General features: G+C 48.6%; 4 protein-coding genes, 2 tRNA genes and 5 rRNA genes (1 of these 11 only partly in view). 7 read left to right on the plus strand and 4 right to left on the minus strand.

Going from position 1 to position 13,283, the window contains the following annotated elements; translation table 11 throughout:
* The 7 genes from R4537_RS06155 to R4537_RS06185 form a co-directional block, all read left to right on the plus strand.
* Positions 1 to 1,053: ribosomal RNA gene (locus R4537_RS06155) — 23S ribosomal RNA — on the plus strand; it begins 1,834 nt to the left of the window's first position.
* 130 nt (positions 1,054 to 1,183) lie between these two features.
* Positions 1,184 to 1,299, plus strand: a 5S ribosomal RNA gene (rrf, locus tag R4537_RS06160).
* Positions 1,300 to 1,658: 359 nt separating this feature from the next.
* Positions 1,659 to 3,201 (plus strand): 16S ribosomal RNA (locus tag R4537_RS06165).
* 68 nt (positions 3,202 to 3,269) lie between these two features.
* Positions 3,270 to 3,345 (plus strand) — tRNA-Glu (locus R4537_RS06170).
* A gap of 287 nt (positions 3,346 to 3,632) precedes the next feature.
* A 23S ribosomal RNA gene (locus R4537_RS06175) occupies positions 3,633 to 6,519 on the plus strand.
* A gap of 130 nt (positions 6,520 to 6,649) precedes the next feature.
* Positions 6,650 to 6,765, plus strand: a 5S ribosomal RNA gene (rrf, locus tag R4537_RS06180).
* Together the 16S, 23S and 5S rRNA genes with 2 tRNA genes alongside form the textbook arrangement of a ribosomal RNA operon.
* Positions 6,766 to 6,840: 75 nt before the next feature.
* Positions 6,841 to 6,917 (plus strand) — tRNA-Asp (locus tag R4537_RS06185).
* Positions 6,918 to 7,128: 211 nt separating this feature from the next.
* Here the strand turns inward: R4537_RS06185 and add are convergent.
* From add to glnL, 4 genes are all read right to left on the minus strand, one after another.
* Positions 7,129 to 8,133, minus strand: coding sequence for an adenosine deaminase (gene add / locus R4537_RS06190; protein ID WP_071179356.1), 1,005 nt, complete (start codon positions 8,131 to 8,133; stop codon positions 7,129 to 7,131).
* A gap of 91 nt (positions 8,134 to 8,224) precedes the next feature.
* On the minus strand, positions 8,225 to 10,756 hold the full coding sequence (gepA, locus tag R4537_RS06195) for a phosphodiesterase GepA (RefSeq protein WP_071179355.1): 2,532 nt from the start codon (positions 10,754 to 10,756) through the stop codon (positions 8,225 to 8,227).
* A gap of 58 nt (positions 10,757 to 10,814) precedes the next feature.
* Positions 10,815 to 12,215: a nitrogen regulation protein NR(I) gene (glnG, locus tag R4537_RS06200; RefSeq protein ID WP_000086388.1), complete on the minus strand. Its 1,401-nt coding sequence runs from the start codon at positions 12,213 to 12,215 to the stop codon at positions 10,815 to 10,817.
* A 9-nt stretch (positions 12,216 to 12,224) separates the two neighbouring features.
* Positions 12,225 to 13,283, minus strand: coding sequence for a nitrogen regulation protein NR(II) (glnL, locus tag R4537_RS06205; protein ID WP_071179360.1), 1,059 nt, complete (start codon positions 13,281 to 13,283; stop codon positions 12,225 to 12,227).

A 13,283-nucleotide genomic window follows, 5' to 3' on the forward strand; every position in this document is an offset into this window, starting at 1 on the left:
TAATTGATGGGGTTAGCGCAAGCGAAGCTCTTGATCGAAGCCCCGGTAAACGGCGGCCGTAACTATAACGGTCCTAAGGTAGCGAAATTCCTTGTCGGGTAAGTTCCGACCTGCACGAATGGCGTAATGATGGCCACGCTGTCTCCACCCGAGACTCAGTGAAATTGAAATCGCTGTGAAGATGCAGTGTACCCGCGGCTAGACGGAAAGACCCCGTGAACCTTTACTACAGCTTGGCACTGAACATTGAACCTACATGTGTAGGATAGGTGGGAGGCTATGAAGACGTGACGCTAGTTGCGTTGGAGCCGTCCTTGAAATACCACCCTTGTATGTTTGATGTTCTAACTTAGCCCCATTATCTGGGGTGAGGACAGTGCCTGGTGGGTAGTTTGACTGGGGCGGTCTCCTCCCAAAGAGTAACGGAGGAGCACGAAGGTGGGCTAATCACGGTTGGACATCGTGAGGTTAGTGCAATGGCATAAGCCCGCTTAACTGCGAGAATGACGGTTCGAGCAGGTGCGAAAGCAGGTCATAGTGATCCGGTGGTTCTGTATGGAAGGGCCATCGCTCAACGGATAAAAGGTACTCCGGGGATAACAGGCTGATACCGCCCAAGAGTTCATATCGACGGCGGTGTTTGGCACCTCGATGTCGGCTCATCACATCCTGGGGCTGAAGTCGGTCCCAAGGGTATGGCTGTTCGCCATTTAAAGTGGTACGCGAGCTGGGTTTAGAACGTCGTGAGACAGTTCGGTCCCTATCTGCCGTGGGCGTTGGAAGATTGAAGGGGGCTGCTCCTAGTACGAGAGGACCGGAGTGGACGAACCTCTGGTGTTCGGGTTGTGTCGCCAGACGCATTGCCCGGTAGCTAAGTTCGGAATTGATAAGCGCTGAAAGCATCTAAGCGCGAAGCGAGCCCTGAGATGAGTCTTCCCTGATACTTTAAGTATCCTAAAGGGTTGTTCGAGACTAGAACGTTGATAGGCAGGGTGTGTAAGCGTTGTGAGGCGTTGAGCTAACCTGTACTAATTGCCCGTGAGGCTTAACCATACAACACCCAAGGGGTTTTGTAGTGGACTCAAAGCTAAGCGCATAAGAATGTGTTGAGAGAACGAAAACAGCTTTCCAGAATTGTTGGTTATCACTTTTTAAGAAAAAGTGAAATCAAAAACAGAATTTGCTTGGCGACCATAGCGTTTTGGACCCACCTGACTCCATCCCGAACTCAGAAGTGAAACGAAACAGCGTCGATGGTAGTGTGGGGTCTCCCCATGTGAGAGTAGAGCATCGCCAGGCTCCTATTTATTTTCACTTTTTAAAAGTGAAGACAAAAGGTCCGACTGGTCTAGTAATAGACGAGTCACCATAAGGTTCTAAAAATTTTAGAGTTTTATGTTGACTTTCAAAGTGGGAAGCGTATTATACGCACCTCGCTGACGTGCTAAGGCACTGAAAGCCAAGCTCTTTAACAATGTAAACCAATCAATCTGTGTGGGCACTCGTTGATGATAATCAAAAAAGATTTATCAATGAACTGAGTGACCATTTGAATGAGCAATCATTCAGCACAGTCAATTCAACATTACTTCGCTTTTTATTAAGCAAAGAATGTAATCAGTATTCATTGAGCCGAAGCGAAAGCTTCACAAAACTTTTAATTGAAGAGTTTGATCATGGCTCAGATTGAACGCTGGCGGCAGGCCTAACACATGCAAGTCGAGCGGCAGCACAGAGGAACTTGTTCCTTGGGTGGCGAGCGGCGGACGGGTGAGTAATGCCTGGGAAATTGCCCGGTAGAGGGGGATAACCATTGGAAACGATGGCTAATACCGCATAACCTCGCAAGAGCAAAGCAGGGGACCTTCGGGCCTTGCGCTGCCGGATATGCCCAGGTGGGATTAGCTAGTTGGTGAGGTAAGGGCTCACCAAGGCGACGATCCCTAGCTGGTCTGAGAGGATGATCAGCCACACTGGAACTGAGACACGGTCCAGACTCCTACGGGAGGCAGCAGTGGGGAATATTGCACAATGGGCGCAAGCCTGATGCAGCCATGCCGCGTGTATGAAGAAGGCCTTCGGGTTGTAAAGTACTTTCAGTAGGGAGGAAGGTGGTTAAGTTAATACCTTAATCATTTGACGTTACCTACAGAAGAAGCACCGGCTAACTCCGTGCCAGCAGCCGCGGTAATACGGAGGGTGCAAGCGTTAATCGGAATTACTGGGCGTAAAGCGCATGCAGGTGGTTTGTTAAGTCAGATGTGAAAGCCCTGGGCTCAACCTAGGAGTTGCATTTGAAACTGACAAGCTAGAGTACTGTAGAGGGGGGTAGAATTTCAGGTGTAGCGGTGAAATGCGTAGAGATCTGAAGGAATACCGGTGGCGAAGGCGGCCCCCTGGACAGATACTGACACTCAGATGCGAAAGCGTGGGGAGCAAACAGGATTAGATACCCTGGTAGTCCACGCCGTAAACGATGTCTACTTGGAGGTTGTGCCCTAGAGGCGTGGCTTTCGGAGCTAACGCGTTAAGTAGACCGCCTGGGGAGTACGGTCGCAAGATTAAAACTCAAATGAATTGACGGGGGCCCGCACAAGCGGTGGAGCATGTGGTTTAATTCGATGCAACGCGAAGAACCTTACCTACTCTTGACTTCCAGAGAATCTAGCGGAGACGCTGGAGTGCCTTCGGGAACTCTGAGACAGGTGCTGCATGGCTGTCGTCAGCTCGTGTTGTGAAATGTTGGGTTAAGTCCCGCAACGAGCGCAACCCTTATCCTTGTTTGCCAGCACGTAATGGTGGGAACTCCAGGGAGACTGCCGGTGATAAACCGGAGGAAGGTGGGGACGACGTCAAGTCATCATGGCCCTTACGAGTAGGGCTACACACGTGCTACAATGGCGTATACAGAGGGCAGCGATACCGCGAGGTGGAGCGAATCTCACAAAGTACGTCGTAGTCCGGATTGGAGTCTGCAACTCGACTCCATGAAGTCGGAATCGCTAGTAATCGCAAATCAGAATGTTGCGGTGAATACGTTCCCGGGCCTTGTACACACCGCCCGTCACACCATGGGAGTGGGCTGCAAAAGAAGCAGGTAGTTTAACCTTCGGGAGGACGCTTGCCACTTTGTGGTTCATGACTGGGGTGAAGTCGTAACAAGGTAGCGCTAGGGGAACCTGGCGCTGGATCACCTCCTTACACGATGGTTATCGTGATGAGTGTCCACACAGATTGATTCGGTTTAGATTAGAGAAGAGTATCTTAGTGTCCCGTTCGTCTAGAGGCCTAGGACACCGCCCTTTCACGGCGGTAACAGGGGTTCGACTCCCCTACGGGATACCATCTTTAAGCGTTTTCGCTGAGAATGTTTAAAAATGGTTTTCATCAGAAAATCTTGCTCTTTAACAATTTGGAAAGCTGACAAAACAACAATTTATTGTTGTTTGTAAAGTTCTCAATGTTTATCGAAAGATAAACACCAACAACACATTCAAGTGTGCTTGGTATCGAATAAGACTTCGGTCTTGTTCAAATTTGAGTCCGGCAAAATCTGTCTCGCACTCATGTAAATTAAACGCGAGACAACTTAGGTTGTTTAAACAACAACCCGAAACTCCTTCGGGTTGTATGGTTAAGTGACTAAGCGTACACGGTGGATGCCTAGGCAGTCAGAGGCGATGAAGGACGTACTAACTTGCGATAAGCGCAGATAAGGCAGTAAGAGCCGTTTGAGTCTGCGATTTCCGAATGGGGAAACCCAACTGCATAAGCAGTTACTGTTAACTGAATACATAGGTTAACAGAGCAAACCGGGGGAACTGAAACATCTAAGTACCCCGAGGAGAAGAAATCAACCGAGATTCCGGTAGTAGCGGCGAGCGAACCTGGATTAGCCCTTAAGCACTCGGTGAAGTAGGTGAACAAGCTGGAAAGCTTGGCGATACAGGGTGATAGCCCCGTAACCGACGCTTCATCGAGCGTGAAATCGAGTAGGGCGGGACACGTGATATCCTGTCTGAATATGGGGGGACCATCCTCCAAGGCTAAATACTCCTGACTGACCGATAGTGAACCAGTACCGTGAGGGAAAGGCGAAAAGAACCCCTGTGAGGGGAGTGAAATAGAACCTGAAACCGTGTACGTACAAGCAGTAGGAGCACCTTCGTGGTGTGACTGCGTACCTTTTGTATAATGGGTCAGCGACTTATATTCAGTGGCAAGGTTAACCGTATAGGGGAGCCGTAGCGAAAGCGAGTCTTAACTGGGCGCTCAGTCTCTGGATATAGACCCGAAACCGGGTGATCTAGCCATGGGCAGGTTGAAGGTTGAGTAACATCAACTGGAGGACCGAACCGACTAATGTTGAAAAATTAGCGGATGACTTGTGGCTAGGGGTGAAAGGCCAATCAAACTCGGAGATAGCTGGTTCTCCCCGAAAGCTATTTAGGTAGCGCCTCGGACGAATACTACTGGGGGTAGAGCACTGTTAAGGCTAGGGGGTCATCCCGACTTACCAACCCTTTGCAAACTCCGAATACCAGTAAGTACTATCCGGGAGACACACGGCGGGTGCTAACGTCCGTCGTGGAGAGGGAAACAACCCAGACCGCCAGCTAAGGTCCCAAAGTATTGCTAAGTGGGAAACGATGTGGGAAGGCTCAGACAGCTAGGATGTTGGCTTAGAAGCAGCCATCATTTAAAGAAAGCGTAATAGCTCACTAGTCGAGTCGGCCTGCGCGGAAGATGTAACGGGGCTAAGCAATACACCGAAGCTGCGGCAATATCTTTTAGATATTGGGTAGGGGAGCGTTCTGTAAGCCGTTGAAGGTGGTCTGTAAGGGCTGCTGGAGGTATCAGAAGTGCGAATGCTGACATGAGTAACGACAAAGGGGGTGAAAAACCTCCTCGCCGGAAGACCAAGGGTTCCTGTCCAACGTTAATCGGGGCAGGGTGAGTCGACCCCTAAGGTGAGGCCGAAAGGCGTAATCGATGGGAAACGGGTTAATATTCCCGTACTTCTGACTATTGCGATGGGGGGACGGAGAAGGCTAGGTGGGCCAGGCGACGGTTGTCCTGGTTCAAGTGCGTAGGCTTAAGAGTTAGGTAAATCCGGCTCTTTCTAAGGCTGAGACACGACGTCGAGCTGCTACGGCAGTGAAGTCATTGATGCCATGCTTCCAGGAAAAGCCTCTAAGCTTCAGATAGTCAGGAATCGTACCCCAAACCGACACAGGTGGTCGGGTAGAGAATACCAAGGCGCTTGAGAGAACTCGGGTGAAGGAACTAGGCAAAATGGTACCGTAACTTCGGGAGAAGGTACGCTCTTGATGGTGAAGTCCCTTGCGGATGGAGCTGACGAGAGTCGCAGATACCAGGTGGCTGCAACTGTTTATTAAAAACACAGCACTGTGCAAAATCGCAAGATGACGTATACGGTGTGACGCCTGCCCGGTGCCGGAAGGTTAATTGATGGGGTTAGCGCAAGCGAAGCTCTTGATCGAAGCCCCGGTAAACGGCGGCCGTAACTATAACGGTCCTAAGGTAGCGAAATTCCTTGTCGGGTAAGTTCCGACCTGCACGAATGGCGTAATGATGGCCACGCTGTCTCCACCCGAGACTCAGTGAAATTGAAATCGCTGTGAAGATGCAGTGTACCCGCGGCTAGACGGAAAGACCCCGTGAACCTTTACTACAGCTTGGCACTGAACATTGAACCTACATGTGTAGGATAGGTGGGAGGCTATGAAGACGTGACGCTAGTTGCGTTGGAGCCGTCCTTGAAATACCACCCTTGTATGTTTGATGTTCTAACTTAGCCCCATTATCTGGGGTGAGGACAGTGCCTGGTGGGTAGTTTGACTGGGGCGGTCTCCTCCCAAAGAGTAACGGAGGAGCACGAAGGTGGGCTAATCACGGTTGGACATCGTGAGGTTAGTGCAATGGCATAAGCCCGCTTAACTGCGAGAATGACGGTTCGAGCAGGTGCGAAAGCAGGTCATAGTGATCCGGTGGTTCTGTATGGAAGGGCCATCGCTCAACGGATAAAAGGTACTCCGGGGATAACAGGCTGATACCGCCCAAGAGTTCATATCGACGGCGGTGTTTGGCACCTCGATGTCGGCTCATCACATCCTGGGGCTGAAGTCGGTCCCAAGGGTATGGCTGTTCGCCATTTAAAGTGGTACGCGAGCTGGGTTTAGAACGTCGTGAGACAGTTCGGTCCCTATCTGCCGTGGGCGTTGGAAGATTGAAGGGGGCTGCTCCTAGTACGAGAGGACCGGAGTGGACGAACCTCTGGTGTTCGGGTTGTGTCGCCAGACGCATTGCCCGGTAGCTAAGTTCGGAATTGATAAGCGCTGAAAGCATCTAAGCGCGAAGCGAGCCCTGAGATGAGTCTTCCCTGGCACTTTAAGTGTCCTAAAGGGTTGTTCGAGACTAGAACGTTGATAGGCAGGGTGTGTAAGCGTTGTGAGGCGTTGAGCTAACCTGTACTAATTGCCCGTGAGGCTTAACCATACAACACCCAAGGGGTTTTGTAGTGGACTCAAAGCTAAGCGCATAAGAATGTGTTGAGAGAACGAAAACAGCTTTCCAGAATTGTTGGTTATCACTTTTTAAGAAAAAGTGAAATCAAAAACAGAATTTGCTTGGCGACCATAGCGTTTTGGACCCACCTGACTCCATCCCGAACTCAGAAGTGAAACGAAACAGCGTCGATGGTAGTGTGGGGTCTCCCCATGTGAGAGTAGAACATCGCCAGGCTTTAACTTGTTGTTTTTAGATGTTAAAGAAAAATCTAAAGGCAAAAAAAGTAGACGAAATGTCTAACCAGACAGCGGAGCGGTAGTTCAGTCGGTTAGAATACCGGCCTGTCACGCCGGGGGTCGCGGGTTCGAGTCCCGTCCGCTCCGCCACTTATTACGAAACCCAGTCTTAGGACTGGGTTTTTTGCTTTCTGGAAGTTATTGAAAACCAGATTTAATTACCGCTTATCGTCTGTTCCTGTGTTCATCTTCTACGAAGTTCAACCATTCAAGACTGTCCGAACCTTATATAGCTATAGCCACATCGAGCAACAAAAAAGCCGATGCTTTGGCATCGGCTCGGATAGTGTTATGTGATTGATTAACCGCGTAGTGCCGCTTTGGCTAGAAGAGCTTTTTTCTCTGAATCAGAGAGGAAGGCCAATTCTAAACCGTTGAGCTGAGCTTGGCGGATCTGATCTTGGCTTAAGCCTGCTTGAGGTGCTGCGACTTCATATTCGTAAGGTAGTTCAATACCTTCTACAGCAGGGTCGTCGGTGTTAATGCAGGCTAAAATGCCATGCTCTAAGAAGCGCTTAAGTGGATGGGTAGCTAGGCTATCCACCGTGCTCGTCTGCAGGTTGGAAGTCAGGCATGATTCTATACCGATCCGATGTTGGGCGAGATAGTCCATCAGTTTTGGGTCATGGATGGCTTTGACGCCATGGCCAATCCTTGTTGCGCCCAGCTCTCTGATCGCTTGCCACATGCTTTCTGGCCCTGCCGCTTCACCTGCGTGAACTGTCACATGCAACCCTGCATCTCTGACTTGTTTAAAATGTTGGATAAAGCGGTCACCGGGTTGCCCCAATTCATCACCTGCGAGATCAACTGCCACAATGTGATTTTTCTGGCTTAGAATGGCGTCGAGCTCTTGTTGGCAAGCATCTGTACCAAAGGTGCGGCTCATGATGCCAATAAGGTTGGCTTGAATACCAAAATCACGCACACCAGCGCGGACTCCATCGACAACGGCTTCTACTACTCCTGCAACAGGTAAGCTGTGTTTCATGGCCATGTAATAAGGAGAGAAACGTAGCTCGGCATAGTCAATACGGGCGTTAAGCGCATCTTCGATGTTTTCGTAGGCAACACGACGGCAAGCATCAAGATCACCTAGTACCGCTACGCCCCAGTCTAGTTTGGATAAGAAGGCAACCAGAGAGGGTTCTGCTTCGACAATTTGTACATAAGGGGTAAGAGTTTCTACCGTGTTTGCAGGTAGCTTAACGCCAAATTTTTGTCCTAATTCCAAAATGGTTTGGGTGCGGATATTTCCATCAAGATGACGGTGCAAATCCGTTAAAGGGAGTGATGAAGTTATCATTATTGTTGTCCTTATCAGTATTTGCCGTTAAGTATAAAAACCAATCCACGGGCTGTCAGCTAAGCAAAAGAAAGAAAAGGACTTATTTTGTTTAGCTTTGCTTCATGTTAACCAGATCTGTTGGCCAATCCTGATAAGCCATTGGTTTACTGAATAGGAAGCCTTGCCCGCGTGGGCAACCGAGTTGGTTCAGTAAATCCACCTGCTCTTGAGTCTCTATGCCTTCAGCGACCAGCTCGACTTTAAAACCGCGAGTCATGTTAACGATCGCGGCTACCACGCTGTTTTCAATATTGTATGCATTGAGTTGAGAGACAAATTCTCTATCAATTTTTAGGGAATCGAAGGGCAGTTTGTGTAAGTAGGCGAGAGAGCTATAACCTGTACCAAAATCATCAATGGCAATGTGTATTCTTGCTTTTTTCAACTCAAGCATATTGTGCAATATGACGGGGTCATTATCGACAATTCGTGATTCGGTGATTTCAAGTGTAAGGTTGGCAGGTTGTAGGCCTGATTCGTCTAACACGCTGTGTAACTGGGCAATAAAATCGGGATGAGAGAGTTGATTAACCGATAGATTGACATGCATATGGAATGTCGATGGCCATTTATTTTCTGCAATACCACGAACGGTATCAGCACAGGCTTGACGTAAGATCTGCTCGCCAATCGCATTGATTAATCCGCTCTCTTCTGCAATCGGAATAAAATCCATCGGTGAGATTAAACCGAACTCTGGCGAGATCCAACGAGCAAGCGCCTCAGCACCTAATATTTCACCACTATTTAAATCGACGATTGGCTGATAAAAGGGAACGAACTCTTGATTATCGAGCGCCAGTTTTATCTGCGTGACCATGAGCATTCTTTTACGTGAAGCATTTGCCATTTCTGGTGAGTAAAAACTGATATGGGTATGCTCTGCCTTTGCGTTACTGAGGGCGATGCTGCCATTACGCAGCCAAACGGTCATATTCGGCTCTTTAAGGTTCACAATTCCGATAGAGACATTCACGGCAATATTGTCGCTTGGCATGCTAAATGGAGAGGCAAACAGCCTGAGAATATCGGTAGCCACACTTTTTAAATCATCTTGCTGATTCACATCTGGTAGGTAGATAGCAAATTCATCGCCACCAATCCGTGCAATCAGAGCGGGCTCGGGAAACGTTACTTTCAGTCTTTGAGCAATAGCAATCAGCAGTTGATCGGCCTGATGATGACCTAAACTGTCGTTAATATCGCGAAATTTATCAATCCCGATCAGTATCAGGCCGCCGTTCAGCTGCGGAATTTGATTACAGTGCTCAACTAACCCCTCTCGGCTTAGGAGTTGGGTTAGAGAATCGTAGACCAACTGTGAGCGCAATGCTTTAAATGAGGCTTTGAGGCTATTGGTCATCTCGATAAAGGCTTGTACAAGCAAGCTGGTCTCATAGATTTTACCTGGTTTGGGCATCTTGGCCGTCCAGTCACCATTAGCGAGTTGTCGAGCTGCTGAAGCGGTAGAAATGATCGGATTGGCGACTCGGTTTAATGCCATTAAGCCGAGCCCTAAACCTACTAAGCTCACTAATAATCCTATCGCCCAACTGTTTTTTTGATTTTCAGGTAAGCTGCCTAGGAGATCCCCTTCCGCGATGGAAACACTGATATACCAAGTAAGTCCATATTGATCGGTAAAGGCTGAGGCTTGATTGAAATAGCGCTGTTGATTGACGTAGGTAGTAAAAGTACCCACATTTAGGCCTTGCAGATCAAGTTGTGCGGCGCTGCTGCGAATGATGGGATTATGATTCTCGCTTGCAAGCAACCTTTCACCTTTAGGGCTTAACGGTGTCCCCCAAGAAACCACACTGCCATCACCAGAATGGGCAATCAAACGGTGCTGTTTGTCCATCACATAAACGTCAGCATTCATACGTTGTTTGAGTTCGGAGAGAAACAGGTTGAAAGTATTGAGTTTGACATCGGAAACCATGACGCCAATAAATGTTTTATCCTGAAAAACCGGGCTGAGTGCGGAGAGAGTTATCTCTTGCTTTTCATCCATATTGGTATAAACCGAAGACCATTGTGGTGATGGCTTCTGCGCGACGGGTGCAAACCAAGGTCGCACGCGAGGATCGTAGTTATCAATCACCGTACGCAATTGATCATTCATCACAGCAGTTTGATAAATCACCAGTTTATCGTCAGTGCGTGCATCTTTGAGCATTAAGCTGTATTGCTCTGGTGCATCTCGACGCAGCCCCACATATTCACCATTCACTCCACCAAAACCGACCACGTCGATTTGCTGGATATTGTTACCTATGGGATTGGCTGCCGAACGAATGAAGTCTTCAATTCGACTTACGTCATTGAGCTGATAAAGATGATGAAAGCCCACATTATAGGCAATCATCTGATTAGCAAAAAAGGGTCGATTAAGAAAGTCAGATAGGCGCTGTGAGATGCTATCGGTCAGGTAAGATAATTTCTTGGAACTAAGTTCTTTTACCGTTTGTTCATAACGATAGGTTTGCACCGCCGCCATCGCTAAAATCATGAACAGAAAGGTCAAGACAAACGGCAGTATGATGGCGGTTTTTAAGCGAATTTGGCGTTTTAAAGGCATACCCTTCTCTAATCTCACTTCCTGTGCAATAAAGTTGGGTAGGCCGTTAAGCTGACACTTAATATAACTCTTTGAGTTTACGTGTTAGCGTATTCCGTCCCCAGCCCAATACTTTGGCGGCTTCTTGTTTATGTCCATTGGTGTGGTGAAGTGCCGCTTCTAAAAGTATACGTTCAAATTCTGGGAGTGCGTAGGCAAGCAACTCGGTTTCACCGGAGGCCAGTGCAGATTTTGCCCATGTTTCTAACTGTTTCTGCCAACTTATATCATTATCAAAATGGCTGGCTTTCCTTTCTGATAATAATTCGGAAGGAAGATCACTTGGCAGCACTTCACTTCCACTTGCCATCACCGTGAGCCAGCGACACATGTTTTCGAGTTGGCGCACGTTGCCCGGCCAATCGAGCTTAGTCAGAATATCCACGGTGCGCGGGTTGAGTGTTTTCATCTCTACCCCGAGCTCTTTGGCTGCCAAGGCTAAAAAGTGCTTAGTGAGCTTTTCGATATCTTGTCGGCGTTCACGCAGCGACGGGATATGAATCCGAATAACGTTCAGACGATGGAATAAGTCTTCACGAAATTTGCCTTGATGGACCAGTTTTTCAAGATTTTGGTGAGTAGCCGCGACGATTCGCACATCAACTTTAATCGCGATATGGCCGCCAACGCGATAAAACTGACCATCCGCCAACACGCGCAATAACCGTGTTTGAATATCGAGCGGCATATCGCCAATTTCATCAAGAAATAAAGTGCCGCCATTGGCTTGTTCGAAGCGACCTTGGCGCACGGTATTGGCACCAGTAAACGCACCTTTTTCATGGCCAAACAGTTCAGATTCGATGAGATCTTTAGGAATCGCCGCCATGTTGAGGGCAATAAACGGCTTTTGCGCGCGTGGGCTGTGTCGATGCAGAGCATGAGCGACCAATTCCTTACCGGTTCCCGATTCTCCGTTGATCAATACCGAAATCGAAGAGCGTGATAAGCGACCAATCGCGCGAAATACTTCTTGCATAGCCGGCGCTTCGCCAATGATTTCAGGGGCGGAATAGTTTTCACTGGGACGATGAGATGTTTTGCGCTGCTCTTGACCATGAGCGATGGCGCGTTCGACTAAGGTGAGGGTTTCATCGACATCAAAAGGCTTGGGAAGATATTCAAAGGCACCTTGTTGGTAGGCATTGACGGCGGCATCCAGATCCGAATGCGCGGTCATAATGATCACCGGAAGTTCAGGAGTGCGTTGGTGCACTTGATTGAGCAGAGCAATGCCATCCATCCCTGGCATGCGAATGTCTGAGACGAGAACGTCGGGGGTTTCACGCTCCAGTGCCAGCAGTACGCTTTCCGCATCTGCGAAGGTTTCGCATTTTATATGGGCTGAAGAGAGCGTTTTCTCCATTACCCAGCGAATGGAACTATCATCATCGACAACCCAGACGTATCCTCTACTCATAGACAATCCTTAACAGCAATTCAAAATTGGCAAATAAATGGTAAACACGGTGCGTCCTGGCCAGCTTTGCACCTCTATTTTTCCCTGATGTTGATCGATCAGGTTTTGTGAAATGGATAACCCCAAGCCTGTGCCTCCTTCGCGGCCACTCACCATGGGATAAAACAGCGTATCTTGCAGCTCGGGAGGTATGCCGGGGCCGTTATCGATAATCTCGATGCTGGCGACGAGCTTATGACGTTGACCATGGATATTGGCTTGATGCACTGTTCTGGTGCGCAAGGTGATCACGCTGTGCGTTTGGTTAGCCAAAATTTGCGCCGCATTACTGACAATGTTCAGTAAGGCTTGTTCGATTTGATCTGTGTCCATCAAAATATTCGGCAGACTCGGGTCATAATCGCGCTCAAAGACCAAATTCGCGCCCGCTTCTAGCTCGACCAACTGACGCACCTTCTCCAAAATCAGGTGAAGGTTTTCCCATTTTTTCTCACCCGGCCGTTGTGGGCCGAGTAAGCGATCAACCAATCCCCGCAAGCGATCTGCCTGTTCGATGATGATTTGGGTATATTCCATCAGGGCCGGATCGGGAAGCATACGCTCTAAAAGCTGGGCCGCACCTCTTAAACCGCCCAAGGGATTTTTGATTTCATGAGCCAAGCCTCTGACCAATAACTTAGCTGCTTGTTGCTGAGCGTGTTGGTTGAGTTCTTGGGTTAGCCGGCGTTGTTGACCAATCGTGCGCATTTCGGCCAGTAACAGCAGCTCTTTGTGCCACGAAATCGGGCTGACAGTGACTTCGAGCATTAAGGGTTTGCTATCGATCACCAAGGTAACATCGCTGTCAGTAATGCTTTGTCCGCTCTGGAGTGGCTGCGTGAGCAGTTGTAAATCGAGAGAGGAGTGTTGTACTAAATGATTTAAGCTTTGATGCATCAAGCGTTTAGCACTTTGTGAAAACAATTGTTCAGCGGCAGGGTTAGCGTAGCGAATCATCAGCGACTCATCCAAAATGAGCACTGATGTGACCTGATTATTAATGATGGTTTGGCTTAATTCTGCACTCAC

It is taken from the genome of Vibrio paracholerae (genome assembly GCF_037672085.1).
In the GTDB taxonomy this organism is placed as follows: domain Bacteria; phylum Pseudomonadota; class Gammaproteobacteria; order Enterobacterales; family Vibrionaceae; genus Vibrio; species Vibrio cholerae.

What these genes read in the sequence shown, in the direction of transcription:
- add (WP_071179356.1), bottom strand. Translation starts at nt 8,133, where the DNA reads ATGATAACTTCATCACTCCCTTTAACGGATTTGCACCGTCATCTTGAT.
- gepA (WP_071179355.1), bottom strand. Translation starts at nt 10,756, where the DNA reads ATGCCTTTAAAACGCCAAATTCGCTTAAAAACCGCCATCATACTGCCG.
- glnG (WP_000086388.1), bottom strand. Translation starts at nt 12,215, where the DNA reads ATGAGTAGAGGATACGTCTGGGTTGTCGATGATGATAGTTCCATTCGC.